This is a genomic window from Faecalibacterium butyricigenerans (assembly GCF_020687345.1).
Classification (GTDB): domain Bacteria; phylum Bacillota; class Clostridia; order Oscillospirales; family Ruminococcaceae; genus Faecalibacterium; species Faecalibacterium butyricigenerans.
Window position 1 is genome coordinate 1 of record NZ_JAJEQL010000015.1, and the last position, 25,101, is coordinate 25,101.

Consider the following 25,101-nt stretch of genomic DNA (forward strand, 5'->3'; position numbering starts at 1 on the left):
TGGATATCGATGACATCATTCTGCGCGGTGGAGATTATAAGTACACTTACATTTGCGATTATGATAACTCCGATTATAAAGTTACCGAAACACATCACACGATTGGAGGTAACGACCATGAAACGGAAAAAATTCCTTGCCCTCGCCCTCGCGGGCGTGATGACCGCAGCGACCCTCACCGCCTGCGCACCGCTGGAGGACCTCTACGACTGGTTCTCTTTGGCGGCGGGAGCAGCAACGCTTCCCACGGCAGCGAAAAGGGCCTTGTGACGGAGTCCGAGGAGCTTGAAAAGCAGCTCAAGAAGTATTTGGAACTTTCTGAAACCACACCAAGCGACAAGGCCAAGGAGACGCTTGAGGCAGTGGCAAAAAAATTTGACGCGGAATGGCTCATCGACGGCGAGTTGGTGAACAAGCCGGCTATAGATGCTGCGCTCGGATCCATCATGAAAGACAAATTGTTAAACCAGCAGTTATGCGTGGACGTGATGGAATGGCCTTCCTCCGACGGGACAGCGGTTACTGATCCGGGTCACAGGATGATTTACGTAGGTAGCTATAAGGATCGAGGGCCTGATCCTGATACTGGTGTGCCTTCCTATGACTCTCGTCTGACAAAGTATTCTTTCTTAAAAGCTCAATTGAAATCCCTCAATATAAATAACGCTGAACTATACGCTGGTACATTCCAGAAAGACGGAAAAACGTACGCCGCGATGGTCATCATATTTTAGGATTGCAAGCAGTGATTAGGCCCTGCTTTACACCCCCTGTTCCAGAAAGAAAGCTTTTCCCCCTCGGAGCGCAGGCCCGGGGGGCTTTTTGCGCCTGCCGGTAGACCAAAGCCTCTCCCTTTGGGAGAGGTGGCATTGCAAAGCAATGACGGAGAGGGCAAGCCCGTCTCCCAAGAGCCGCCGTGCAGCGATAAGCTGTCTCTTTGTCAGAGCGATACTATCGCTGCGCCTGCGCTTCTCCGCCAGCGTCCTTGCCCTCTCAGGCGCTTCGCGCCAGCTCTCCCAAGGGGAGAGCCTTTTCAACTGCACGATACGGCTCCACTGCGGTGGAACAAGTGGCGAAGTTCCTATAAATAAAACGATATATCATTCAATATTGATTGTTCGCCAACGTGGCGAAGTTCCCCTGATTGGCGAACTACCTACTTCGCCAGCAGGGCACAAGTCCGCCACCTTGGCGAAGTTCGTTTTACGGCGTTGGTACGCTGATATTTGGGAACTTCGCCAGATAACCTGCGTGGCTCGGAGGTGCAGCTCCGTCATACCGCCCTTCCTGCCCGCATACACTTTCCCAAGAGCAAGGACAGGAAAGGAGCATCACCATGGAGCTGAAAGTGTTCCGGGACGTTCTGCCTGCGGCGGGTGCGGACTGCACGGCCAAGGCAGAGCTGCCCCTTGAGACCGAACTTCTCATCTCGGACTATCTGCCGCCGGTGCAGCGCATCGTCAAGTGCTTCGCGCAGCCGGTGGTGCTGCAAAAGCAGCTGGCCCCCGGGCGGCTGACGCTGGAAGGGTATCTGCGCTGCACCGTCTATTATCAGGGCGAAGAGGGGGCGGGCCTGTGCCAGACCGAGCAGAAGCTGCCCTTTACCAAGACCCTCGAGCTGCCCAGCTTCGGGGCCACCGCGTGGACGGCCTGCGTCGAGGGCCAGACCGAGTACCTCAACTGCCGGGCCGTCAACTCCCGCCGCATCGAGGTGCGGGGGGCCTACGGGCTGGTGGTGAGCGTCCACGCCCAGCTGTCCACCGAGGTCATCACGGCCCTCAGCGAGGGGGGCATCGAGCAGAAGCTGACGACCCTTGGGGGCGTGCGGCGGGCCGCCACCCTCGAAAAGCTCGTCACCATCGAGGGGGCGCTGACCTTCCCCAAGCCCCCCGCCGCCATCCTCGACATCACCGGCACCGCCGAGGTGAGGGAGCTGAAGCGGATGCAGGGCAAGGCCGTGGCGAAGGGGACGCTCCGCGCCCTCTGCGCGTGGCGGGCCGAGGGGGACGCCGCCCTCCTGAGCCAGACCGCCGAGCTGCCCTTCCATCAGATCGTGGACGTGGAGGGGCTGAGCGAGGACTGCCAGTGCCTGTGCACCCTTGCGCCGGTGGGCTTTGCCGCCGCCGAGGGGGAGACCGCCGAGGACGGCAGCGCCTCCACCACCCTGACGGCCACCGCCCTGCTCCGGCTGAGCGGCTGGCGCCCCTACCAGCTCCAATGCGTGGCCGACGCCTTTTCCACCCGCTTCGCCGCCGAGGTGACGCCCCAGACCATCGCCACCGAGGGGCTGCTCTGTACGCTGGATGAGACGACGGTGCTGCGGGGGTCCGGGCCGCTGCCCGATGCGGGCGCGCACATTCTGGCCTGCTTTGCCTCTTTCGGGCCGGTGAGCCTGACGCGGAGCGAGGGGAGGGCCGCGCTGACGGCCCGGGCCGTGGTGTCGGCTTTCGCCGAAAACACCCTCGGGGAGATCGAGTGCTACGAAAAGGCGCTGGACTACGCCCTGCCCCTGCCCGCCGACCTCCCGCCCGACGCCCAAGGCTACCCTGAGTGCTGGCTGACGGTGCAGGACGTGCAGTGCACCAGCGCGGGCGGTGCGCTGGAGGTGTCCCTCACCGTCCGGGCCGAGGGCGCAGTGCTGGTGCGGCAGACGTGGCCGCTGGTGGGCGGGGTGGAGCTGGGCGACCCGCTGGCCCCCGCCGACCCCGAGGTGTCGCTGCGCATCTGCTACGCGCAGGCGGGGGAGGAGCTTTTCGCCATCGCCAAGCGCTACCACGTCTCGCCGGGCCAGATGCTCGCCGCCAACGACCTGCCCGACGGCACGGAGCGCCTCGATGAGGCCCAAAGACTGCTGGTGCCGGGGGTATAGGGGGAGGCTCCCCCTTTGGGGGAGCTGGCGAGCGGAGCGAGACTGAGAGGGCAAGGACGCTGACAGAGAAGCGCAGGCGCAGCGATAGCATCGCTCTGCCAAAGAACCTGCTTATCGATGTGTGGCGGCTCTCGGGAGACGGGCTTGCCCTCTCCGTCATCGCTTGCGCGATGCCACCTCTCCCAAAGGGAGAGGCTTTGGCTTGCGGGAAGGAGAAGTACGACTTATGACGAAAAGAGGAAGAAAAACTTCGAAAACATCTACCGTTTCCGCCGCTGGTCTGCTATAATTTTCTATGCTTGTTACAAAACCCGGAAGTGAAGCAAAGGAGCTAGGATATGATAAAGAGCGCTGAACTGGAAAATTCGGCATATGATTTCGAGGCGAAGATGCCGCTGCGCCACGCCGTCCCGCTGGGCCTGCAGCACGTTTTCGCCATGTTCGTGGGCAACCTCACCCCGCTGCTCATCATCACCAGCGCCTGCGGCATCGCAGGCGGTGAGTTTGCAGACCTGCAGGTGAGCCTGCTGCAGAACGCCATGTTCGTGGCGGGCATCGTCACGCTGGTGCAGCTGTACGGCCTCGGCCCGGTCGGCGGCAAGGTGCCCATCATCATGGGCACCAGCTCGGGCTTCCTCGGCGTCTTTAACAGCGTCGCGGCCACCATGGGCGGCGGCGTCACGGCCTACGGCGCCATGATGGGCGCATCCATTCTGGGCGGCCTGTTCGAGAGCGTGCTGGGCGTCTTCCTCAAGCCCCTGCGCAAGCTCTTCCCCCCGGTGGTCACGGGCACGGTGGTGCTGTCCATCGGCCTGTCCCTGATCTCCGTGGGCGTCAACTCCTTCGGCGGCGGCAACGCGGCCAAGGACTTCGGCTCGGTGGAGAACCTGCTGCTGGCCCTCTTCGTGCTGGTGGTCATCCTTTTCTTTAAGCACTGGACGAAGGGCTTCCTCAGCTCCTCCTCCATCCTCGTGGGCATCGTCGCGGGCTATCTGGCCGCCATCGTCATGGGCTTTGTCCTGCCCACCACCGGCGTCACCGCCGAGGGCGTGGAGTTCACCAAGGCATGGGTGCTGAACTGGCATAAGGTCGCCGAGGCCAGCTGGTTCGCTATCCCGAAGCTGGTGCCCGTCAAGATCGTCTTTGACCTCCGCGCTATCCTGCCCGTTATCATCATGTTCATCGTCACCGCTGTGGAGACGGTGGGCGACATCTCGGGCGTCATGGAGGGCGGCATGGGCCGCGAGGCCACCGATAAGGAGCTGTCCGGCGGCATCATCTGCGACGGCCTCGGCTCCACCGTGGCCGCCTGCTTCGGCGTCCTGCCCAACACCTCCTTCAGCCAGAACGTGGGCCTCGTGGCCATGACCAAGGTGGTCAACCGTGGCGCACTGGCCACCGGCGCCATCTTCCTGATGCTTTGCGGCCTCATCCCCAAGCTGGGTGCACTCATCTCCATCATGCCGCAGGCCGTTCTGGGCGGCGCAGCCGTCATGATGTTCTCCTCCATCGTGGTGTCCGGCATCCAGCTCATCACCAAGGAGAAGATGACCCCCCGCACCCTGACCATCGTTTCCGTTGCGCTGGGCGTGGGCTACGGCATGGGTGCGAACGCCAGCATCCTCGCCAACACCCCCCAGTTCGTCCAGCTCATCTGCGGCGAGAGCGGCATCGTGCCCGCCGCCTTTGTGGCGATCATCCTCAACTGCCTGCTGCCGCGGGAGGAGAAGTAACGCTTTCTCTGGAACATAGCAAAGCCCCCTTTCGGAACGCTCCGAAAGGGGGCTTTGTTTGTCACCGGACGGCCTGCTTCAGCCGCGCCAGATCGTCGGCGTCCGGGTGAGAAAGGGCCTTGTCGAAATTCTCGATCAGCATATCCAGATTCGGCATATGGATGGGCTGCTTCTTCATCGCTTCGTACCGCTGGCGCACCGACAGCGGCATCTTGCCCTGACACATGAAGCTGCCGATGAGGGTGTTGCTGCGGTCGAGAGACTTTTGGACGGTCTTTAAGATCTTGTTGAAATAGCCCTCGCTGCCGCCAAAGCCCGCTGTGCCGAAGAGAAAGACCTTCTTTCCGTGCAGCTGTTCCAGAAATTCCAGAATTGCGGCGTCGGCGGTGCCTTTGTCCGTCCAGAAGCCCACATAGAGGGTGTCGGCGTCCAGAGCGGCGGGGCCCGGAGCGCCGAAATAAGAGCAGGCGTCCTGCGGCAGACTGTCGTGGAGGGTGTCTGCCAATAATTTCGTGTTGCCTGTTTTGCTGCTGAATACGATGGCGTAGCGCATAGCTTCTCCTTTGGAGCCGTTGGCTCTCTGAAATGATGATGGTACGGGCGGCTCAGGCTTCTTTCGCCCGCAGCGCATCGTAGATGCAGCGGGTGCCCTGATGGGCCATCAGCCCGCCCAGACACTTTTTGTTGCAGCGAACACAGCGGTGGATCTGTGCTGCCTGTCCATTTTTCAATTTGTTCACCAAGTCCGGGTCAGCCAGAAGCGGACGGCTCATGGCGGCGCACTGGATGCGCCCGCTGGCGAGCTGCTGCTCCACGAAATCGGGGTCGTTCAGGCCGCCGACCCCGCAGAGGGGCAGGGCGGTATACTGCCGCACCTCGTCGCAGAACTTGAGGAAGCACCCCGGCTGACCGAAATAGGGATGGCTGGCCGGGGGGATGGTGTCCTCCAGGGCCGAGTGGTTTGCCAGCGTCACATGGAAGCTGGTGACGCCCGCCTGTTCCAGCAGCGGGACGAAGACCGAAAGCTCTTCCTCCGCCACACCGGCGTTGCCAAAGTGCGGGTCCTCCTGCCGGACGGCCAGCTTGTAATCAATGGGCATCCCCGGGACAGCCGTCCGGACGGCCCGGACGGCCTCCACCGCAAAGCGGGCGCGGTTCTCTGCGCTGCCGCCGTATTCGTCGGTGCGATGGTTGAAGAGAGCGGAGCTGAAGCTGCCGCACATCCGGTCGCCGTGCACCTGCACCATGTCGAAGCCCGCCTGTCTGGCCAGCAGGGCGGCTTTCCCGAACCCGTCGAGGATGGTCTGGATCTTGCGCTTGGGCATCTTGGTGATGTAGGGGCCGACGGCTTCGTTCAGCTTCTCCCGCAGCTGGTCGGGGGTGAGCTTCTTCGTCAGGAGGGCGGGAAGGTACTTGAGCATCGCCAGCAGGTCGGAGTCGCTCTGGTGGAGCTGGGCGCAGAGCTTGCAGTCTGCGGCGTGGGCGATCTCTGCGAGCTGCTGATAAAATGCAAAGCCCTTGGCATCGAAGAGCGACTTCTCAAACCTGCTTTTGCCCACCGGGACATCCCCGACGATGATCATGGCGCAGCCGCCCTCGGCGAGTGCGCGGTATTTTGCAAGGGTCTCCTCGTCCGACAGGCCGAAGGTAGTGGGCGCAAAAAGAATGCGGTTCTTCAGCCGCAGCCCGCCATAGTCAACGGGGCTTAAAATCGTTTCGTACATCGTTTCACCCTTTCTTTTTTGCTGCTTTTTGCAGGAGGGCCAGCAGCTGCTGCCGCTCCGGGGCCGTCAGCCCGCTCAGCGCCTCCGCATCCCAGTCGGCAAAGACCCGGTGACAGACCATAAAGGCCTGTTCACCCTGCGAAGTCAGCCGCAGACGGTAGCTGCGCCCCGGCTTTTCCCTCGTCAGAAAGCCGTCCTCGACCAGCTTGACAAGGCTGCGCTGGGAGTGCCCCCAGTCCAGATGCAGCTCCTTGGTCAGCTCCGAGGGGGTGCAGTCCGGGTGCTTTCCGACGTAGAGGATGAAATACATCTGCCCGAAGTTCAGGCCCAGCTCCTGCAGGCGCTGGCTCGTATAAGAGGCAAAGGCTCTGTGCAGGGTCAGGATGCGGGAGGATACGGTATAAGGCTCCATGTGCTCAGCTCGCTTTCTTCTCTAGAGTGGAATGCAGTATAGCACATTAACTTGACAAAGTCAAGTAATGCGGCATCAAAAATCGCCGGGGGTGCTGTCGGGCAGCTCCCGGCGATCTTGTACAGCGATATTCCGGCGCGAAGACCGTTTTTTTACAGCTCCGCCAGAGCGCGCTTGAGGTTCTGGGCGATCTGGTCGGGGCAGCTGGTGGGACGGGGGCCGCAGGTCGTGCCCTCCATCCGGGCGATGGCATCCTCCGCCTTCATGCCCTTGAGCAGGCGGCTGATGCCCTTCAGGTTGCCGTTGCAGCCGCCGACGACTTCGATGGATTCGATGGTGTGGTCATCGTTCAGCACGATGTGGGTCTCTTTGGAGCAGGTGCCCTTGTTGGGGTAGCTGAAAGACTTGCTCATATTCATACATCCTCTCTCTATGGCCGATTGACAGTCGTATTATACACCCGCAGGGCAGAAAATGTCAATGTGACCCGGTCACAGTGTGCCGCCCCGGCGCTGGCGGGCCAGCGCTTCCACCCGGGCGATCTGGTCGTCGGCAGTGACGCAGGCCCCCACAGGGTGGGGCTTGCCGTGGTTCGCGCCGTGGAAGTCGCTGCCGCCGGTGACGATGAGGCCGTGGGCCGCGCAGAGGGCGGCGCACTCGGCCCTGTCCTCGGGGCTGTTGCGGGGATGGTCCACCTCGATGCCGTCGATGGCCCCTTCGGCCACCAGCTCCCGCACAAGGGGCATACTCTTGTACACCGTCGGGTGGGCGAACACCACCACCGCCCCGGAGGCTCTGGCCGTGGCCAGCACCTCCCGCACCGGCGGGTAGGCGGGGGAGTGGAGGCATTTGCCCCGAGGCTCCCAGCCGAACAGCTCATGGTACAGCCCGGTGTAGATGCCGTCGCACAGGCCCAGCTGCTGCAGCGCCTGCATGATGCCGCTCTTGAAGAGGACGCCGCTGTCCTGCGCGTACTCCAGCGCCTGCTCGGTGCGGAACTGGGGATAGAGCGCCTCGATCTCCCGGCAGCTCTGCAAGGCGCACTCGTTGCGGCGCTGGCGCATGATGTCGCAGTGCCGCCGCAGGGCGGGGCTGTCGGGGTCGGGCCAGAAGGCCAGAATGTGGACGCGGTGGCTCCGTTGGAAGTCGTAGCCGGTCAGCTCGGCGGCGGGGATGAGCCGCACGCCGTCCTGCACCGGGTGGTCGTAGGCGTACTGTGCGCTGAGGATGGTGTCGTGGTCCGAGAGGGCCAGAGCGCTCAGGCCCAGCCGTGCTGCCATCAGGGGCAGACGGTGGATGGGCACAGAGCCGTCAGAGCAGGTGGAATGGGTGTGAAGATCGCCAGCCATAGTTTCTATTCCCTCGATTTGCGTGTGATTTTTCTACGCCCATAGTGTAGCACAAAACGAATCGGGGGACAAGAGCGCCTCAGCCCACGGTGAGGCTGGAAGCGGTGAGCCGGTGGGTCAGGACAGCCTCGGCGTCCTCGCCGCCCATGGCCAGCAGCTCGTCCACCGAGAGGGTGGTGGAGCAGAGGATGGTCTGGAAGGTGATGGTATCGATGCCCTCAGCCCGCAGCTGACGCAGGGTGGCCAGCGAGACCCGGAGGGAGGCCGTGAACCGCCCGACGCGGATAGAGAGGACGTTGTTGCCCCGGATGCTGGTGTAGGAGATGCGCTGGCCGTCCTTGTCGGTGACGACGAGGCCCGGGAAGACCGACTCCTGCACAGAGGCGTCCGCAGAGCCGCCGCCCGACGCGGAGGGAACCGCAGGAACAGGGTCGGTGGGGAGGGTGATGTTGTTGCCCTCGAAGTCGGAGCGGGTGATGGAGCTGCCCTCAGCAAGGCCGGTGAACTCCTGCTCGATGCCGTTGGCACCGATGGCAACATTGTCTTTTCCAGCGGTGGCTGTGATAGTCACTTTGCCCTCAAGGGTGATGTCGGCATCTGCAACGCTTTCGCAGCCAGCACCGATGCCTGCGCCGCCAATAACGATTTTTTCCTTTTCATCTGTACCGCCGCCGACCGCTTTGACGGTGGGACTGCCGTTCGCATTGCTCTTGATGGTGATTTGATTGCCCTTGTTATCGCTGTTGTTTTCAGCGCCAGCACCGCCGCCGATGGCCGCGCCGCCTGCGCCTCCGGCAGCGTTGACTTTGGTGTTGCCCTCGATGGTCACATTGCCGAGACCATAAACACCACCGCCGATGCCTGCGCCATAGGCGCCGCCCTGCACATTGTCGATTTCGGCATTCTCCTTGATGACCACGTTGCCGTTGCCGATTTTATCGGGGGAACTAAATGCGCCGCCGCCGATGCCTGCCGCACCGTAGCCGCCGGTCGCATTCTCGATTTTTGCATTGCCGGAGATCGTCACATCACCGTCGTAGCCATAACCGCCGCCAATGCCTGCACCGTATTTCGTGTTGGATGCATTTTTAATAACAGCGTCGCCGGTTATCGTAACGGTCGCACCGTTATAATAACCACCGCCGATGCCCGCAGCGCCTTCACCGCCTGCGGCAGTGATGCCGCCGCCGCTGATGGTCACATTGCCGCTGCCGTTGCAGCCGCCGCCGATGCCAGCGCCTAAATAACCGCCGGTTGCATTGATCTCGCCGCCAGTGATCTCTACATAAGCAGTACCGTCGGAACCACTGCCAATGCCTGCACCCCAATCGTCACTGGTGGCCGTGATATTGCCGCCAGTGATTTTCACCTGAGCGTCATTGCTGCCAGCGCTGCCGATGCCAGCGCCTTTGAATCCGCCGACAGCCTCCAGACTGCCGTTCTTATCTTTGTCCTGAATGGTCAGTTCGCCGCTGGTGTCAGTCTTGTTGTGCTCCAATCCGGCATGGCCAGCGCCGCTCTTCAGCTCGTTGTCGCCATCCAGCTCGATATTGGTATCGCCCTTGCCGGTCACGCTCACGGCGGCTTCGCTCCCTCTGCTGGCGTCGATGTTCAAATCCTTGAGCGTGACCTCAACCTTATCATTCTCATTTTCGGCCTTGATGGTCACGGTGTTCTTGTCTGATTTGCCGGTGATGACGGTGCCGGTGTCCTCCACATCCTTCTGCTCGCCCTGTGAGACCATGTTCGTTCCTTCGGTCTTGCCCGCCTTCACGGTGATGTCACCTTTTTCGATGTCCCATGTCTCGGCAAAAGCCGGGGCGGTCAAGGTGGTGAGCATTGCGGCGGTCAGAACAAGCGCCGCTGCCCGCTGAGAGGCCGGACGGGGTGAATCGTTACCCCCCCCCCGTATGGAGAGGCCGACCCAGAACACGCATCGCAAGCTTACGATAAGACAGCATACAAAAACCTCCTTTGAATGGTGAAAAGAAATGGTAAAAACGGGGAACATTTGACTGCCCTGAATGTACCACATCTGAGGGGAAAAATCAAGAAAACCTGCGCGAATCGCCCTGTTTCCTGCGTGAATGGAGAAGATCCGACAGAAAGAGTGCCTTTTGGCGAAGAAGAAGCGCCGCTTTTGCTTTTCCGGGGTAGACATGGTATACTGGGAAAGGAAAAACCCGCCGACTGGGCGGGAAAAAGGAGAATGGTATCATGAAAACGAAATTTGGCATCGTGGGCTGCGGCTTCCTCGGAAACATTGTGGCCGATGCATGGAAGAAGGGCCTGCTGGAAGACTACGAGCTGGTGGGCGTCACCAGCCGCACCTTCGCCTCGGCAGAGAAGACGGCGTCCGCCGTGGGCTGTGCGGCCTGCGCGGACGTGGACGCCCTGCTGGCGCTGGAGCCGGAGTACATCGTGGAGGCGGCCTCGGTGGAGGAGGTGCGGGCCATGGCGGTGCCGGTGCTGCGCCGGGGCGTGAGCCTCGTGGTGCTGTCCATCGGTGCATTCGCCGACCTCGCCTTCTACGAGGAGGTCAAGCAGGCGGCCCGGGAGGGCGGGGCCAAGGTGCATCTGGCCAGCGGTGCCATCGGCGGCTTCGACGTATTGCAGACCGTCACCCTCATGGCTGAGGCCCAGAAGCTGGACGAAAAGGCCGGTATCGAGACCCACACCGGCGCGAAGGGCTTCCGCAACACCCCCGTCTGGGCCGACCATCTGCTGACTGACACCGAAAAGACCACTGTCTTCACCGGCAGTGCCAAGGAGGCCATCGCTACCTTCCCCCGCCGGGTGAACGTCGCCGTGGCCACCTCGCTGGCCACCACCGGCCCGGACGTCACCGGCGTGACCATGCACTCCGTCCCCGGCTGGGTGGGCGACGACCACTGCATCACCGCTGAGATCGAGGGCGTCAAGGCTGTGGTGGACATCTGCTCCTCCACCAGCGCCATCGCCGGGTGGAGCGCCGTGGCCCTGCTGCGCAACCTCGCCTCGCCGGTCTGCTTCTATTAAATAAGGAGGGAAAGCGCTATGTTCCAGAAACTGGTCGCCATCGAGCCGGTCAGCCTCATCCCCTCGGCGGAAGAGGCCCTGCATCAGTACGCTAGGGAGGTCGTGCTCTTCCGGGACGTCCCCGCCGACGCGGACGAGATCGTCCGCCGCATCGGGGACGCCGACGCGGTGCTCCTGAGCTATACCTCCCGCATGGGCCGGGACGTCATCGCCCGCTGCCCCGATCTGCGCTACATCGGGATGTGCTGCAGCCTCTACTCCGAGAAGAGCGCGAACGTGGACATCGCCTTTGCCCGGGAAAAGGGCATCCGGGTGCTGGGCATCCGGGACTACGGCGACCGGGGCGTGGTGGAATATGTCCTCCACGAGCTGACCGGCCTGCTCCACGGCTTCGGGATGCCGATGCTCCGGGACGAGCCGGTAGAGATCTTCGGCCTCCGGGTGGGCGTCGTGGGTCTGGGCGTCTCGGGCCGGATGATCGCCGACGCGCTGGCCTTCCTCGGCGCGGACATCTCTTATTACAGCCGCAGCCGCAAGCCGGACGCCGAGGCTGCGGGCATGAAGTACAAGCCTCTGGACGCTCTTCTGCGGGACAGCGAGGTGGTCTTTACCTGCCTGAACAAGAACGTCCTGCTGCTGGGCGGGCCGGAGTTTGAGGCGCTGGGGGAGGGCAAGGTACTCTTCAACACCTCCATCGGCCCCGGCTTCGACTCCGCCGCCCTCGAAGCGTGGCTGGACAAGCCCGGCACCTACTTCTTCTGCGACACCTACGCCGCCGCCGGCCCGGTGAGCGAGGGCTTCTTCGCCCGTCCCAACGTCCACAGCCCGGGCGTCTCGGCCGGACGCACCAAGCAGGCCTTCGTGCTGCTGAGCGAGAAGGTGCTGGCAAACCTGAAAAAGGCGCTGGACGGCTCAGAGGAAACGCTTCAGCGCCTCTAAGCGCTCCACCGTATCCGCATCTTCCAGCTCCTCGGCGCTCTGGGCGTACACGGCCCGGATGTAGCCGGGGTGCTGGCGGATGACTACGCCGCCGCCCCTGCCCTCGGGCAGGGCGCGCAGGGCGTCGAAATGACCGCTTCCGAACAGGACGGGACTCCCCAGCAGAGGCTCTGCGCCCCCAGCGCGCCAGCCCAGACGGAGGATGACCCGTTCTGTTTCTTTTTGCGCGTGGAAGTCGCGCACCATGGCCTCGAGGCTCTCCCGCCGCAGCAGCGGCTGGTCGCCGGGCAGGAAGATGCACCCCCCGAGGCCGGGGCACTCGCCCAGCAGCGCGTCAAGGCCGAGGCGGACGGTGTCGTTCCGGCCCGGCAGGCTGTGGAGGACGGTCGTTGCACCCGCCGCCCGGGCGAGACGCGCCACCTCTGCCGATCGGGTGACGACCACCCGGGCCGCAAGGGCGGGGGAGGCCGTGACGGCCAGCGCCCGGGCGATGAGGGGCGCGCCGCCGAAGTCGGCCAGAAGTTTATCCGAGCCGAAGCGCACCGCCCGCCCCGACGCCATGATGACGCAGCCCACCGCCGCCTGCTTCGTCTGTTCCATCGTCCCGTCCTCCCCTGCATGGAAAAGTTGAATCGCTACAGTGGCATTATAGCGGATTTTGTGATAGAATAAAAGCAAAAGGCCAAAAAAGAGAGGAAACAGCAAAATGATGACCATTCGGGAATACAAAAAGGCCGAAAGTCTCGAGGAGGCGTGGCAGCTCAACCAGAAAAAGCAGAACCGTGTCCTCGGCGGCATGATCTGGCTCAAGATGGAGAACATCAATGTGGGCACTGCCATCGACCTGTCGGGCCTCGGCCTCGATACCATCGAGGAGACGGAGGAGGGCTTTGCCATCGGTGCGATGGTGACGCTGCGCCAGCTCGAGCTGCACGAGGGCCTCGCCGCCTACACCGAGGGCGCAGTGCGGGAGTCGGTGCGCCACATCGTGGGCGTCCAGCTGCGCAACCTCGCCACCGTGGGCGGCAGCCTTTACAGCCGCTTCGGCTTTTCGGACGTGCTGACCATCTTCCTTGCGCTGAACGCCTCGGTGGAGCTGTACAAGGGTGGCGTCGTGCCCCTTTCGGAGTACGCCCAGCGCCCCTATGACCGGGACATCCTCGTGCGGGTCCTCGTGCCGAAGGAGCACGCCCGCTTCTGCTACCAGTCGGTGCGCAACAGCCAGACCGATTTCCCGGTGCTGACCTGCGCCGCCGCCCGCCTTGCCGACGGCAGCATCCGCGCCGCCCTCGGCGCACGCCCGGGCAAGGCCGTGCTCTACACCGCCGCACCGCAGGCAGGGGAGACCGCCGAGGCCTTCGCCACCCGCTTCGCCGCTGAGGTGAAAGCAGACATCAAGACCGAAAGCAACATCCGGGGCAGCGCCGCGTACCGCCGCCATCTGGCCGGCGTGCTGACCAAACGCGCCGTCTGCCGTCTGGAAGGCTGAGGAAGGGGAACACCATGCAGATCACACTTACCTTAAATAATAAGAAGCTCACCGCCGACGTTGCGCCTGACGCGCTGCTCATCGACTTTGTGCGCAGCCACGGCTGCCTGAGCGTCAAGCGGGGCTGCGAGACCTCCAACTGCGGCCTGTGCACCGTCTTTCTCGACGACAAGCCGGTGCTGTCCTGCTCTGTCCTCGCCGTCCGGGCCGACGGCCGCAGAGTGACCACCCTCGAGGGCCTGCAGGACGAAGCCGCCGAGTTCGGCGCCTTCATCGCCGATCAGGGTGCAGAGCAGTGCGGCTTCTGCAACCCGGGCTTCATCATGAACGCCCTCGCCCTCTTCCGGGAGAAGGAATATCCCACCGAGGAGGAGATCAAGGAATATCTCGCCGGAAACCTCTGCCGCTGCTCGGGCTATGAGGGCCAGCTGCGGGGCATCCAGAACTTCCTCGCATGGAAAAAAGCCAAGAAGGAGGCGGCAGAATGAATACGGTCAACAGACCCTTCCGCAAGAAGGACGCCATGCAGCTGGTGACGGGCCAGCCCGTCTATATGGACGACCTCGTCCCCGCCGACTGCCTCATCGTCAAGCTCCTGCGCTCCCCCCACGCCAACGCCATCGTGAAGAGCATCGACACCGCTGTGGCCAAGAAGGTGCCCGGCATCGAGGCCATCTTTACATGGGAGGATGTGCCGCAGGACGCCCGCCGCTACACGCAGGCAGGCCAGACCTACCCGGAGGCCAGCCCCTACGACCGCCTCCTCATCGACCGCCACGTCCGCTTCGTGGGCGACGTTGTGGCCATCGTGGCGGGCAAGGACGACAAATGCGTCGATAAAGCGCTGAAACTGATAAAGGTCGTCTATGAGGTGCTGGAGCCGGTGCTGGACTATCACACCGCCAAGGACAACCCCATCCTCGTCCACCCCGAGGACAACTGGGAGAGCCTGTGCCCCGTGGGCGCGGACAACAAGCGCAACCTCTGCGCCCACGACGAGTGCAGCGACGGCGACATCGACGGGGTGCTGGCCGACTGTGACATCGTCATCGACCATGTCTACCACACCAAAGCCTGCCAGCAGGCCATGATGGAGACCTTCCGCACCTATTGCAGCATCGACCTCTATGGCCGTCTGAACGTCCTCAGCTCGACCCAGATCGTCTTCCACGCCCGCCGCATCATCGCCAACGCCCTCCACATCCCGAAGTCCATGGTGCGGGTGACGAAGCCCCGCATCGGCGGCGGCTTTGGCGCGAAGCAGACCGCCGTCTGTGAGGTCTACCCGGCTTTCGTGACGTGGAAGACCAAAAAGCCCTCCAAGCTCATCTTCACCCGGGAGGAGAGCCAGATCGCCTCCACCCCCCGCCACGAGATGGAGATCCACCTCCGCCTCGGCGCGGACAGGGACGGCACCATCCGCGGCCTCGACCTCTACACCCTCTCCAACACCGGCGCTTATGGCGAGCACGGCCCCACGACGGTGGGCCTTTCGGGACATAAATCCATCCCCCTCTACGGCAGGGCCGAGGCCTTCCGCTTTACCTATGACGTGGTGTACACCAACCATATGTCGGCGGGTGCCTACCGGGGCTACGGCGCGACGCAGGGCCTGTTTGCGGTGGAATCCGCCGTCAACGAGCTGGCCGCAAAGCTCCATATGGACCCCTTCAAGCTCCGGAAAATGAATATCGTGAAGGAGGGGCAGGTCATGCCCGCCTACTACGGCGCGGTGAACACCAGCTGCGCCCTCGACCGGTGCCTTGCGAAGGTCCACGAGATGATAAACTGGGACGAAAAGTACCCTCGCCGCGATATGGGCAACGGGAAGATCCGTGCCGTCGGCATGGGCATGGCGATGCAGGGCTCTGGCATCTCCGGCATGGACGTGGGCAGCGCCACCCTGAAGATCAACGATGAGGGCTTCTATACCCTCCTCATCGGCGCTGCCGATATGGGCACCGGCTGTGACACCACGCTGGCCCAGATCGCCGCCGAGGTGCTGGAATGCGGCATGGACGACATCACCGTCTACGGTGCCGACACCGACACCTCCCCCTACGACTCCGGCTCCTATGCGTCCAGCACTACCTACATCACCGGTAAGGCCGTCGAGAAGTGCGCCCTGAAGCTGCGCGGTCAGATCTGCAAGCTGGGCGCGCAGCTGCTGGGCTGCGGGGAGAGCGACGTGGAATTTGACGGTAAGACGGTGTTTGCCTCTGCCGACCCCGCCCGGAGCGTCCCGCTGGCCGACATCGCCACGGCCTCCATGTTCGGCCACGATGTGCCGCTGGAGGTCACGGAGACCCATATGTCGCCCCTGTCGCCTCCGCCCTACATGGTGGGCGCGGCTGAGGTAGAGGTGGACACCGAGACCGGCGAGGTGAAGCTGCTGGAGTTCGACGCCTGCGTGGACTGCGGCACCCCCATCAACCCGAACCTTACCCGGGTGCAGGCCGAGGGCGGTCTGCTGCAGGGCATCGGTATGACCCTCACCGAGAACATCACCTACGACCAGCGGGGCTGGCCCATGGAAAATTCGCTCATGCAGTACAAGATCCCCACCCGCGCCGACGTAGGCCATATCCGGGTCGAGTTCGAGAACAGCTATGAGCCGAACGGCCCCTTCGGTGCGAAATCCATCGGCGAGGTGGTCATCAACACCCCGCTGCCCGCCATCTCGGACGCCATCTACAACGCCATCGGCACCCGCTTCTACGAGCTGCCCATCACCCCCGAGAAGGTCGCTATGGCTGTGGCCGAACAAGCAGGCGAAGTCTGATGAACGGCCTCGAGGCGCTGCCCTTCCTGCGGGAGAAGGGCCATGTCGTCTCCCTCGTGGGGGGCGGCGGAAAGACAACGCTTCTCTACGGGATGGCCCGCCTCTGCGCCGCCGAGGGGCAGAGGGTGCTGGTCTCCACCACCACCCACATCCAGCGCTCCAGCGAGAATTACGCCTCCGATGAGGTCGTGCGGGATGCCCTCTGGCAGGCCGGGATCTATGCCGTGGCGGGTTCGCCCGCCGAAAACGGCAAGCTGACCCAGCCGCCCGGCCTGTCCGGATGGATGGCCGGGGCCGATACCGTCCTTCTCGAAGCCGACGGCGCGAAGCATCGCCCCTGCAAGGCCCCGGCGGCCCATGAGCCGGTGCTCCTGCCCGAAAGCGACATCGTGCTGGTCGTGGCCGGGCTGTCAGCTCTGGGCAGGCCTCTCGCGGAGGTCTGCTTCCGGCTGGATGCGGCCTGCACCCTGCTGGGCGTGCCGCCCGAAGCCTCTCTGACACCTGAGCGGCTGGCAAAGCTGCTGGCAAGCGGCGCAGGCGGGAGAAAGAATGTCGGCACCCGGGCATTTTATGTCATCCTCAATCAGGCCGACGACGCCCCGTGCCGCGCAGCGGGGGAGAGAACGCTGGCGATTCTGAAAGAAACCTACAATGTATCGGGATTTTTGACCCATTTTGAGGAAGGAGAGAGGGCCTGATGGCGCAGGAGGATAAAATCATCTTCTGCACGGGCGGCGGCTGTACCGCCAAGCTCGGCGCAGGAGTGCTGAGCCATATTCTGGAAAAACTGCCCCGGGGCGAGCCGGACCCGAACCTTCTGGTGGGCTATGACAGCCGGGACGACGCCGCCGTCTACCGCATCACCGACGAGATCGCGCTGGTGCAGACGGTGGACTTCTTCCCGCCCATGGTGGACGACCCCTACACCTTCGGGCAGATCGCGGCGGCGAACGCCCTCAGCGACGTCTACGCCATGGGCGGCGAGGTGAAGACCGCGCTGAACCTTGTCTGCTTCCCGGAGAGCATGGACCTGAACGTCCTCGGCGAGATCTTGCGCGGCGGCGCGGAAAAGGTGGCCGAAGCGGGGGGCATCCTCGCGGGAGGGCACTCCATCGCCGACACCGGCGTGAAGTACGGCCTGTCCGTCATCGGACTCGTAGACCCCCGCCGCCTTACCGCCAACGACACCGGAAAGCCCGGCGACAAGCTCATCCTGACCAAGGCGCTGGGCGTCGGCCTCATCTGCACCGCCAACCGGGTGGGTGAGGCCGCCCCCGGCGCGATGGACGCTGCGGTGGCCTCCATGACGACCCTGAACAAGTCCGCGGCGGAATGCAGCCGCCGGTACGCCGTCCACGCCGCCACCGACGTCACCGGGTTCAGCTTCCTCGGCCATCTCCACGAGATGATGGGCGGGCGGCTGTCCTGCCGGATCGACGCCAGTGCCGTGCCCGTCCTGCCCGGTGCGTGGCAGGCAGCGGACGACTGTCTTTTTACCGCCGCCGGTCAGCGAAACCGCAACCACACAGGCCCCTTCGTCCGGTTCGAGGGGGTGCCCTTCGCCATGGAGGAGATCCTTTTCGACCCTCAGACCTCGGGCGGCCTGCTGCTGGCGGTCGCGCCGGAGGACGCGGCTCCGCTCGAGACAGAGCTGAAGAGGGTTGGCCTGCCCGCAGCCATCGTGGGCGAGATCACAGAGAGACAGGACACCGAGATATTGGTGTCTTATCCGGAATAAAATGTACGATAGAGAGGAAAAATCATGCTGAGAGTGGATGCCAGAGGAGACGCCTGCCCGCTGCCCGTGGTCAAGGCAAAGAAAGCCATTGCCGCGCTGGCTGGCGCAGGCGAGGTGGAGGTGCTGGTGGACAATGAGATCGCCGTCCAGAACCTGACGAAAATGGCCAAACAGAAGGGTTGCCAGTCCGCCGCAGAGAAGCTGGGCGAGCGGGAGTACCGCGTCCTCCTCACGGTGGGCGAGCCGGTCGAGGCCGAGGCGGAAGCCCCGGTCTGCACCCCCGACGCCCGCACCGACACGGTAGTGGCCATCGCGTCCGACAAGATGGGAGAGGGTGCGGAGGAGCTGGGCAAGACCCTGCTGAAGGCCTTCGTTTTTTCGCTGACCCAGCAGGACAAGCAGCCCAAGACCATCCTCTTCTACAACGGCGGCGCTCACCTCACCTGTGCAGGCTCGCCCATGCTGGATGACCTCAAGGCACTGGAGGCCGAGGGCGTCGAGATCCTGACCTGCGGCACCTGCCTGAACTTCTACGGCCTGACCGAGCAGCTGGCCGTGGGCGGCGTGACGAATATGTACGTCATTGCAGAAAAAATGCTCACTGCCGGGAACGTGGTCAAGCCGTGATCTACCTTGATAACGCCGCCACTACCCTTCAGAAGCCGCCCTGCGTGGGGCAGGCTGTGCTGGATGCACTGGCCCATGGGGGAAACCCGGGCCGTGGTGCCCATGAGCCGACCCTTCACGCAGCCCGCCTCGTCTACCACGCCCGGGAAGCTCTCGCAACACTTCTCCATGCCGAAAGCCCCGACTGCATCGCCTTTGCGGCCAACGTGACGCAGGCGCTGAACACGGCGCTCTCCGGTCTTGTCCGCCCCGGCGACCACGTCATCACGACGGTCTGTGAGCACAACTCGGTGCTGCGCCCCCTCTACCGCCTGCGGGAGCAGGGGGCACAGGTCAGCTTCGTGGAGGTGGACGACGCCGGGCAGCTGCGCTACGACCAGTTCGAACGGCTTCTCCGCCCAAACACCCGCTTTGTGGCCGTGACCCACGCCTCGAACGTGACCGGAAACTTGACCGACCTTGCGTTCGTCTCTGCTTTTGCGAAAAAACACGGCCTTGCGCTTATCGTGGACGCGGCCCAGACCGCAGGCGCGCGGCCCATCGACGTGCAGGCACTGGGGGCGGATGTCCTCTGCTTCACCGGACACAAGGCACTGCTCGGCCCACAGGGCACGGGTGGGCTGTACGTTCGGCCCGGCCTCGCCGTCCGTCCCCTTGTGGTGGGTGGCAGCGGCATCCATAGCTTCGATGAGGTCCACCCGTCCCAGATGCCCACGGCGCTGGAAGCGGGGACTCTGAACGTCCCCGGTCTCGCAGGCCTCGGGGCAGGGGTGGAGTGGCTCCTGTCGCAGGACGTCGAGGCTCTGCACAAAAAGGAGCTGGCCCTGACGTACCTGTTCTATGAGCGGATCGTCCATGCCCCCGGCGTGAAGGTCTACGGCAGCTTCGCCGAGGCCGACCGCGCCCCCATCGTCTCGCTGAACTTTGGCGAGGAGGACGCTGCCCGCGCCGCCGACATCCTCTGGGAGGATTATAAGCTTTGTGTCCGGGCTGGGGCGCACTGTGCCCCCCTCATCCACAAGGCCCTCGGCACGGCGGAACAGGGGATGGTGCGGTTCAGCTTTTCCCATCAGAACACCGAGGCCGAGGTGTTCGAGGCTGCCGAGGCGGTCTGTCAGCTGGCCGAGGAACTGTGAGATGCGGAAAAAGAGACAATATATCGTGCTTTCATTTGCCTCCACCGCCCGCGCGATGGGCTGGGAGAAGGAGTGCGCCGCCCGGGGCATCCCGGGGCGCATCATCCCGCTGCCCAGCGAGATCACGGCGGGCTGCGGCCTCGGCTGGCGGATGCTGCCGGAGGACTGGGAGGCTTGGAACTCCCGGCTGGACGGTGCAGGCTACGACGCCGCAACGCCGGTCATGCAATAAAACTCCATAAGGAGAAGTTCTATGTCGATTCGTGAGTTTGCACAAGCGCTGCGCACCACACAGGGCCAGCATATTCTGGCATCTGTGCTGGAAGGCCCCGAGCAGGGGCAGAGGCTTTTGCTCTGTGAGGGTGCGCCGGTCTGGCCCCCGAAGCCCGAGGGTCTGCTGGCCCGGAATCTCCCGGCACTGGCCGGGTGCGGAGCCAGCAGCCTCCTGACGCTGGAGGGCGTGCGTGTCTTCGTGGAAAAGTTTGGCGGTACGCCCCGGCTTGTCCTCTGCGGCGGAGGCCATGTGGCCGAGAGCGTCGTCCGGCTGGCCGTCATGCTGGGCCTGCCTGTCACCGGGCTGGAGGAGCGCCCCGACTACGCCGACGCCCTCCGCCGCGCGGGGGCGGAAACGGTGCTCTGCGGCCCCTACGCGGAGACGCTCGCCCGGGTGGAGGGCAGCGCGGAGACCTACTTTGTCGTAGCTACCCGTGCCCACGCCTTCGACGTGGAATGCCTCACGGAGATATGCAAAAAACGATCCGCCTACGTCGGTATGCTGGGCAGCAGGAGCCGCGCGGCCCTCGTCCGGCGTCAGCTCACCGAGGCCGGGGCCGACCCCGTGCGGGTCGAGGGGCTCCATGCCCCCATCGGCCTTGCCATCGGAGGCCAGACCGCGCCGGAGATCGCCCTGTCCATCCTCGCCGAGATCGTCCAACTGAAAAACAGCCGTCAGCAGACCGAGGGCTTCCCGCCCGCCCTGTTGAACGCGCTGGACGCCTGCGCCGGGCAGGAGACGCCCCCTGTCCTCGTGACCATCGTTTCCCGCCACGGCTCGACCCCCCGGGAGGTGGGTGCAAAGATGCTGATGCTGCCGGATGGGAAGTGCGTCGGCAGCGTGGGCGGCGGCATCATGGAGTACCGCATCCAACAGCTTGCATCCAAAATGCAGGCAGGCGAGGCCGCACCCTGTCAGCTGGCGGAGTATTCGGCCAGCGCGCAGGAGGACGATGCGGCGCTTGCAGCCTGCGGTGGTTCCATGAAGGTATTTTTGCAGCTGCTCAAGGAGGAAAAGAGCGATGAAGCGTGATGAAGTCATCCTTGTGCGGGGCGGCGGCGACCTTGCCACCGGCACCATCCACCGGCTGTGGTCGGCGGGGCTGAAGGTGCTCGTGCTGGAAGCGGAACAGCCCGCCGCCATCCGCCGTCAGGTCTCGGTAAGCGAGGCCGTCTATCAGGGCGAGGCGGTCGTAGAAGGGATGCGTGCCACCCTCGTGCAGACGCTGGACGAGGCCGTGGTCGTCTGGTGCCGCGGCGATGTGCCGGTGATGGTGGACCCGAAGGGAGCGCTGATCCCGCAGGTGCGGCCCGCCGTTGTCGTGGACGCCATCCTTGCGAAGAAAAATCTCGGCACGACGCGGGATATGGCCCCGCTGACCATCGCCCTCGGCCCGGGCTTCACTGCGGGGGAGGACGTTGATTTCGTGGTGGAGACCAAGCGCGGCCATCGTCTGGGACGCATCATCCGGGAGGGCATCGCCGTCCCGAACACCGGCGTCCCCGGCGTCATCGGCGGCTACAGCGCAGAGCGGGTCGTCCGCGCAGCGCGGGAAGGCATCTTCCATGAGCTGCGCGCCATCGGCGATGTTGTGGAGTCGGGCGACGTCATCGCCGAGATCGAGGCCTTTGACGGCACCCGCACCCCGGTTACGACCTGCATCGGGGGCATCCTGCGGGGCCTGCTGCGGGACGGGTATCCCGTCACGATGGGCTTCAAGGTGGCCGACGTGGACCCCCGCCGCGAGGAGCTGGAAAACTGCTTCCTCATCTCGGACAAAGCCCGCTGCATCGCCGGAAGTGTGCTGGAGCTGGTGGCAGAACAGCTGTGGAAATAAGCAAAACAGGCTCTCCCAAAAGGAGAGCCTGTTTTGCTGTCTGTGTATCAAATGTCCATCCCGTGATCTGCAAGGCACCGACGGAATGCCCCCTGCGTAGACCGGAACACGATGCCATGTTCTTGCAGCTTTTGCCCGTCCATCACGAGGTTTCGGACAAAGTCCGTTTCTTCGATGCGCACATCCACTTGGAGCAGGTGTGCGAAATACAGCGCAGTATCGACCATATCCTTGTCGTTCCCGCTGCCGAAGTTGTAGACGCCGCCGGGCAGCGCCATCGCGAGGAGAAGGTTTGCGATGACCTCCCGCACATAGCCCACGCCCCGGTGGTCGCGGTGGGAAAAGTGCAGCACTTCGCCGGTCTTCGCGGCCTGCAGAAGGTTCAGCGGCAGATTGCCCCGGATGGGCAGCCGACCGCCCGGGAGATCGTACATCCACGGTAAGCGGAGCGCCACAGCGTCCGGGCAGCGGGCCATCACCCGCGCCTCGGCCTCGAGCTTGTGCCGGCCGTAGACATTGGCGGGGGAGAGGGGCAGCGCTTCGGCCAGAGGCCCGGGCTGCTGCACCCCTGCGTAGACCTGATCGGAGCTGAAGGAGAGCAGCTTTGCGCCGGTCTCCGCTGCCGCCGCTGCCACCCACTCGGGCAGCAGGACGTTGGCCCGGAAGGACTCCTCTGGATGCTGCTGGCAGACCTGCGTGTTGGAGAGGGCTGCGGTGTGGACGATGACGTCCGGGTGCTCTGCAGTGATGAAGCGGCGCACGGCGGTCTCGTCGGCGGTACGCAGAAAATCGGGCGGAAAGGCGGAAAGCTCGAACCGGCCGCGCCACATCTCCAGAATGCGCGCGCCTACGAAGCCGCCTGCGCCGGTCACGAGGATCTTTTTCATCAGGTCGTCACCTCACCGGACAAGAAACAGTTCCAGCACAAAGACGACGGCACAGCAGGCCACCGACACCTGAAACAGGCTGGCCCCGTACCATGCCGCAGCGATGCCCACCACCAGCGCTGCCGCACCGGCCACCGGGCTTTGGGTGGCGTTGACGATGGCCGGGAAGGTCATGACCGCCAGCGTGACGTAGGGGACATAGTAGAGGAAGGACTGGATGAACTGATTCCGGATGGGCTTGCGGATGAGGGTCAGGGGCAGGATGCGGATGGTGTAGGACACCGCGAACATCACCGCGATGTAAAGCCAGTTGCTGCGGATCATTGTTCAGCCTCCTCACTCTGGGTCTTGATGGGGAACAGCAGCGCTCCGGCACAGGAGATCGCCACCGTCAGAAGGATGGTGCGGGTGCCGTCCGAAAAGGCGGAGATGCCCGGTAGGTAGGTGCAGACGAAGCTCAGCGCGAAGCTGAGGACCACCAGCCCGGCGACGACCTTATCCTTCCGGGCCGGGGGGATGATGATGGCGAGGAACATCCCGTAGAGCGCCACGCTGAGGGCGCTGACGGCCCGCAGAGGCAGCAGATTGCCTGCGATGATGCCCAGCGCCGTGCCCGAGGCCCACGCCGGGGCGGCCAGCGCGATGGCGCCGTAGGTGTAGAAGGGGTTCAGGTAGCCGGGCCGGGCGATGGTGATGCCGAACAGCTCATCGGTGACGTCGTAGCCGATGATGAGGCGGTGGAAGAAGGGGGTGCCCGGGGCGAACCGCTGGGCCAGCGCACAGCTCATCAGCAGATAGCGGGCGTTGGCGATGAGGGTGATGATGGCCACTTCCAGATAGGTCGCACCGCTGGCGATGAGGGCGAAGGCCGCGTACTCGCCGGCCGAAGCGTTGTTGAGCAGGCTGGCCACGAAGCCCTGCAGGGGCGTGAAGCCCGCCGTCCGGGCCGCGATGCCCAGCGAGAAGGACACCGCAAAATATCCCAGCGCAATGGGCACACCGTCCCGCATCCCCTCGCAGAACACCTTGCGGCTGAATGCGTAGGGCTTGGAGGGCTGTGCGGAGCGGAGGGTCTGTCTCGACGACTCATGCGTTGTTTCCATGAGAAAAGCTCCTTTCCAATTTCAAACACAACGCTTATTATAGCATAGTTTGCCGGAAAATGACATTCGATTCCACTGAGACGAAAAAGCCGCAGCTTTCACCCCCGAAAGCTGCGGCTTTTTCAAGACAGACGGCTCAGTGGAACAGCTTGTTGTCGATCCAGATGCAGACACAGGTGCCCACGACCGAGATGACGAAGGAGCTGAAGCTGCCGGTGGCGTAGATGTGGAACATCCCGAACAGAAACTCGCCGACAAAGCTGCCCAGAACGCCCAGAACGACATTGCGCAGGAACGAAGTCTGCGTGCCCATAAAGCGGCTGGCAAGATAACCGGCCAGTGCGCCGACCAGAATACCGGTCAGCAGGGAAAAGAAGAGGCCGATGATCGAAAAAAGCCCCATCAGGCAGCCGAACAGGGCGACCATAATGGCGAGGATAAGTAAGATCGTCAGAGTGAACATAAGCAAAACCTCCTTGCTTTATCCAATGGATGCCGCTTCTTCCCGCGCATAGCGGCAGATGTCAGAGAGGCAACACTTTTCGCATTCGGGCTTCCGGGCGCTGCAGACAGCACGGCCATGCATCACGAAGCGGTGGCACAGGTCGCTGCCCTCCTCGGGCGGGATGATCTTCCACAGGGCCATCTCCACCTTCTGCGGCTCCTTGATGCCATCCACGAGGCCGATCTTGTTGCACAGCCGGATGCAGTGGGTGTCGGTGACGATGGCGGGCTTGCCGAACACATCGCCCATGATGAGGTTGGCGCTCTTGCGGCCCACGCCGGGCAGGGCCAGCAGCTCGTCGAAGGTGGTGGGCACCTTGCAGCCGTAGTCGTCCCGGAGCCTGCGCATACAGGCCGAGATGTCCCGGGCCTTGCTGCGGCCCAGCCCGCAGGGCTTGACGATGGCCTCGATGTCCTCCGGCTCGGCTTCGGCCAGCGCGGCCACCGACGGATATTTTTCAAACAGGTCCTGCACTACCACGTTCACCCGGGCATCGGTGCACTGGGCCGCCAGCCGGACGCTTACCAGAAGCTGCCACGCATGGTCGTAGTCCAGCGTACAGCCTGCGTCGGGGTATTCGGCCTTGAGCCGCCGGATGACCTCCAGCGCCAGTTCCTTCTTGGCCGTCAGGTCTTCGGCGGCAGCGGTCTTTCCGCGCATATGCTCTCCCTCGATTCTT

At 63.8% G+C, this 25,101-nt stretch carries 28 protein-coding genes; 16 read left to right on the forward strand and 12 right to left on the reverse strand.

Going from position 1 to position 25,101, the window contains the following annotated elements; genetic code table 11:
- The 3 genes from LKD23_RS07340 to LKD23_RS07350 form a co-directional block, all read left to right on the forward strand.
- Positions 1–734: hypothetical protein (locus tag LKD23_RS07340; protein ID WP_227621078.1), on the forward strand; the 734-nt coding region annotated here is incomplete at its 5' end.
- Between the two features lie 602 nt (positions 735–1,336).
- Positions 1,337–2,869 carry a DUF3794 and LysM peptidoglycan-binding domain-containing protein gene (locus LKD23_RS07345; RefSeq protein ID WP_227621079.1) on the forward strand — a complete coding sequence of 511 codons (1,533 nt, stop codon included), beginning with the start codon at positions 1,337–1,339 and terminating at the stop codon, positions 2,867–2,869.
- A gap of 338 nt (positions 2,870–3,207) precedes the next feature.
- Positions 3,208–4,602: a uracil-xanthine permease family protein gene (locus LKD23_RS07350; RefSeq protein ID WP_227621080.1), complete on the forward strand. Its 1,395-nt coding sequence runs from the start codon at positions 3,208–3,210 to the stop codon at positions 4,600–4,602.
- 61 nt (positions 4,603–4,663) lie between these two features.
- Here the strand turns inward: LKD23_RS07350 and bilS are convergent, their stop codons facing one another.
- The 6 genes from bilS to LKD23_RS12910 form a co-directional block, all read right to left on the reverse strand.
- Entirely contained in the window at positions 4,664–5,155 is a 492-nt protein-coding gene (gene bilS, locus LKD23_RS07355) for a flavodoxin family protein BilS (protein ID WP_227621081.1), read from the reverse strand.
- A gap of 52 nt (positions 5,156–5,207) precedes the next feature.
- The gene (gene bilR / locus LKD23_RS07360; protein ID WP_227621082.1) at positions 5,208–6,326 is read right to left on the reverse strand and encodes a bilirubin reductase; all 1,119 of its coding nucleotides are present in this window, start codon (positions 6,324–6,326) and stop codon (positions 5,208–5,210) included.
- Positions 6,327–6,330: 4 nt separating this feature from the next.
- Positions 6,331–6,738: a bilirubin utilization transcriptional regulator BilQ gene (gene bilQ, locus LKD23_RS07365; RefSeq protein WP_227621083.1), complete on the reverse strand. Its 408-nt coding sequence runs from the start codon at positions 6,736–6,738 to the stop codon at positions 6,331–6,333.
- A 152-nt stretch (positions 6,739–6,890) separates the two neighbouring features.
- Positions 6,891–7,151: a TIGR03905 family TSCPD domain-containing protein gene (locus LKD23_RS07370; RefSeq protein WP_223387351.1), complete on the reverse strand. Its 261-nt coding sequence runs from the start codon at positions 7,149–7,151 to the stop codon at positions 6,891–6,893.
- Positions 7,152–7,229: 78 nt separating this feature from the next.
- Positions 7,230–8,087 (reverse strand): PHP domain-containing protein, encoded by an 858-nt coding sequence (locus tag LKD23_RS07375; RefSeq protein ID WP_227621084.1) that lies wholly within the window; start codon positions 8,085–8,087, stop codon positions 7,230–7,232.
- A gap of 79 nt (positions 8,088–8,166) precedes the next feature.
- On the reverse strand, positions 8,167–9,927 hold the full coding sequence (locus LKD23_RS12910; RefSeq protein WP_304999968.1) for a hypothetical protein: 1,761 nt from the start codon (positions 9,925–9,927) through the stop codon (positions 8,167–8,169).
- A 138-nt stretch (positions 9,928–10,065) separates the two neighbouring features.
- Between LKD23_RS12910 and LKD23_RS07385 the strand changes: the two genes are divergently transcribed.
- The 3 genes from LKD23_RS07385 to LKD23_RS07395 are packed head-to-tail and all read left to right on the forward strand — an operon-like array spanning position 10,066 to position 12,044.
- On the forward strand, positions 10,066–10,308 hold the full coding sequence (locus LKD23_RS07385; RefSeq protein ID WP_227621085.1) for a hypothetical protein: 243 nt from the start codon (positions 10,066–10,068) through the stop codon (positions 10,306–10,308).
- A complete protein-coding gene (locus LKD23_RS07390; protein WP_227621086.1) occupies positions 10,305–11,105 on the forward strand; it encodes an aspartate dehydrogenase domain-containing protein in 801 nt (266 codons plus the stop codon). Before LKD23_RS07385 ends, LKD23_RS07390 begins: the two co-directional genes overlap by 4 nt.
- An 18-nt stretch (positions 11,106–11,123) precedes the next feature.
- The gene (locus LKD23_RS07395; RefSeq protein ID WP_227621087.1) at positions 11,124–12,044 is read left to right on the forward strand and encodes an NAD(P)-dependent oxidoreductase; all 921 of its coding nucleotides are present in this window, start codon (positions 11,124–11,126) and stop codon (positions 12,042–12,044) included.
- Here LKD23_RS07395 and LKD23_RS07400 read toward each other — a convergent pair.
- The gene (locus LKD23_RS07400) at positions 12,018–12,644 is read right to left on the reverse strand and encodes a nucleotidyltransferase family protein (RefSeq protein WP_227621088.1); all 627 of its coding nucleotides are present in this window, start codon (positions 12,642–12,644) and stop codon (positions 12,018–12,020) included. The genes LKD23_RS07395 and LKD23_RS07400 overlap by 27 nt on opposite strands.
- Positions 12,645–12,750: 106 nt before the next feature.
- On the opposite strand from LKD23_RS07400, the gene LKD23_RS07405 reads away from it, so the two are divergent.
- From LKD23_RS07405 to yqeB, 10 genes are read left to right on the forward strand one after another with little or no spacing between them, the layout of a single operon-like run.
- On the forward strand, positions 12,751–13,533 hold the full coding sequence (locus LKD23_RS07405) for an FAD binding domain-containing protein (protein ID WP_227621089.1): 783 nt from the start codon (positions 12,751–12,753) through the stop codon (positions 13,531–13,533).
- A 14-nt stretch (positions 13,534–13,547) separates the two neighbouring features.
- Positions 13,548–14,021 carry a (2Fe-2S)-binding protein gene (locus LKD23_RS07410; RefSeq protein WP_227621090.1) on the forward strand — a complete coding sequence of 158 codons (474 nt, stop codon included), beginning with the start codon at positions 13,548–13,550 and terminating at the stop codon, positions 14,019–14,021.
- Positions 14,018–16,315, forward strand: coding sequence for a xanthine dehydrogenase family protein molybdopterin-binding subunit (locus tag LKD23_RS07415; protein ID WP_227621091.1), 2,298 nt, complete (start codon positions 14,018–14,020; stop codon positions 16,313–16,315). The genes LKD23_RS07410 and LKD23_RS07415 overlap by 4 nt, the downstream gene beginning before the upstream one ends.
- Positions 16,315–17,013: a selenium cofactor biosynthesis protein YqeC gene (gene yqeC / locus LKD23_RS07420; RefSeq protein ID WP_227621092.1), complete on the forward strand. Its 699-nt coding sequence runs from the start codon at positions 16,315–16,317 to the stop codon at positions 17,011–17,013. Before LKD23_RS07415 ends, yqeC begins: the two co-directional genes overlap by 1 nt.
- Positions 17,013–18,053, forward strand: coding sequence for a selenide, water dikinase SelD (gene selD, locus LKD23_RS07425; RefSeq protein ID WP_227621093.1), 1,041 nt, complete (start codon positions 17,013–17,015; stop codon positions 18,051–18,053). Before yqeC ends, selD begins: the two co-directional genes overlap by 1 nt.
- Before the next feature lie 24 nt (positions 18,054–18,077).
- Positions 18,078–18,680 (forward strand): sulfurtransferase-like selenium metabolism protein YedF, encoded by a 603-nt coding sequence (gene yedF / locus LKD23_RS07430; protein WP_227621094.1) that lies wholly within the window; start codon positions 18,078–18,080, stop codon positions 18,678–18,680.
- Positions 18,677–19,816 carry an aminotransferase class V-fold PLP-dependent enzyme gene (locus LKD23_RS07435; protein WP_227621095.1) on the forward strand — a complete coding sequence of 380 codons (1,140 nt, stop codon included), beginning with the start codon at positions 18,677–18,679 and terminating at the stop codon, positions 19,814–19,816. Before yedF ends, LKD23_RS07435 begins: the two co-directional genes overlap by 4 nt.
- A 25-nt stretch (positions 19,817–19,841) precedes the next feature.
- Positions 19,842–20,048 (forward strand): putative Se/S carrier protein, encoded by a 207-nt coding sequence (locus LKD23_RS07440; protein WP_349138494.1) that lies wholly within the window; start codon positions 19,842–19,844, stop codon positions 20,046–20,048.
- Positions 20,049–20,069: 21 nt separating this feature from the next.
- Positions 20,070–21,122 (forward strand): XdhC family protein, encoded by a 1,053-nt coding sequence (locus LKD23_RS07445; protein ID WP_227621097.1) that lies wholly within the window; start codon positions 20,070–20,072, stop codon positions 21,120–21,122.
- A complete protein-coding gene (gene yqeB / locus LKD23_RS07450; protein WP_227621098.1) occupies positions 21,112–21,927 on the forward strand; it encodes a selenium-dependent molybdenum cofactor biosynthesis protein YqeB in 816 nt (271 codons plus the stop codon). Before LKD23_RS07445 ends, yqeB begins: the two co-directional genes overlap by 11 nt.
- Positions 21,928–21,974: 47 nt before the next feature.
- Here the strand turns inward: yqeB and LKD23_RS07455 are convergent, their stop codons facing one another.
- The 5 genes from LKD23_RS07455 to LKD23_RS07475 all read right to left on the reverse strand — a co-directional run bounded on the left by LKD23_RS07455 (position 21,975) and on the right by LKD23_RS07475 (position 25,082).
- Positions 21,975–22,814: an SDR family oxidoreductase gene (locus tag LKD23_RS07455; protein WP_227621099.1), complete on the reverse strand. Its 840-nt coding sequence runs from the start codon at positions 22,812–22,814 to the stop codon at positions 21,975–21,977.
- A 12-nt stretch (positions 22,815–22,826) separates the two neighbouring features.
- Positions 22,827–23,138: an AzlD domain-containing protein gene (locus LKD23_RS07460; protein WP_227621100.1), complete on the reverse strand. Its 312-nt coding sequence runs from the start codon at positions 23,136–23,138 to the stop codon at positions 22,827–22,829.
- The gene (locus tag LKD23_RS07465) at positions 23,135–23,917 is read right to left on the reverse strand and encodes an AzlC family ABC transporter permease (protein ID WP_227621101.1); all 783 of its coding nucleotides are present in this window, start codon (positions 23,915–23,917) and stop codon (positions 23,135–23,137) included. The genes LKD23_RS07460 and LKD23_RS07465 overlap by 4 nt, the downstream gene beginning before the upstream one ends.
- Positions 23,918–24,053: 136 nt before the next feature.
- Entirely contained in the window at positions 24,054–24,380 is a 327-nt protein-coding gene (locus LKD23_RS07470) for a GlsB/YeaQ/YmgE family stress response membrane protein (RefSeq protein WP_227621102.1), read from the reverse strand.
- Positions 24,381–24,398: 18 nt separating this feature from the next.
- Entirely contained in the window at positions 24,399–25,082 is a 684-nt protein-coding gene (locus tag LKD23_RS07475) for an endonuclease III domain-containing protein (protein WP_227621103.1), read from the reverse strand.
- Positions 25,083–25,101 lie beyond the last annotated feature (19 nt).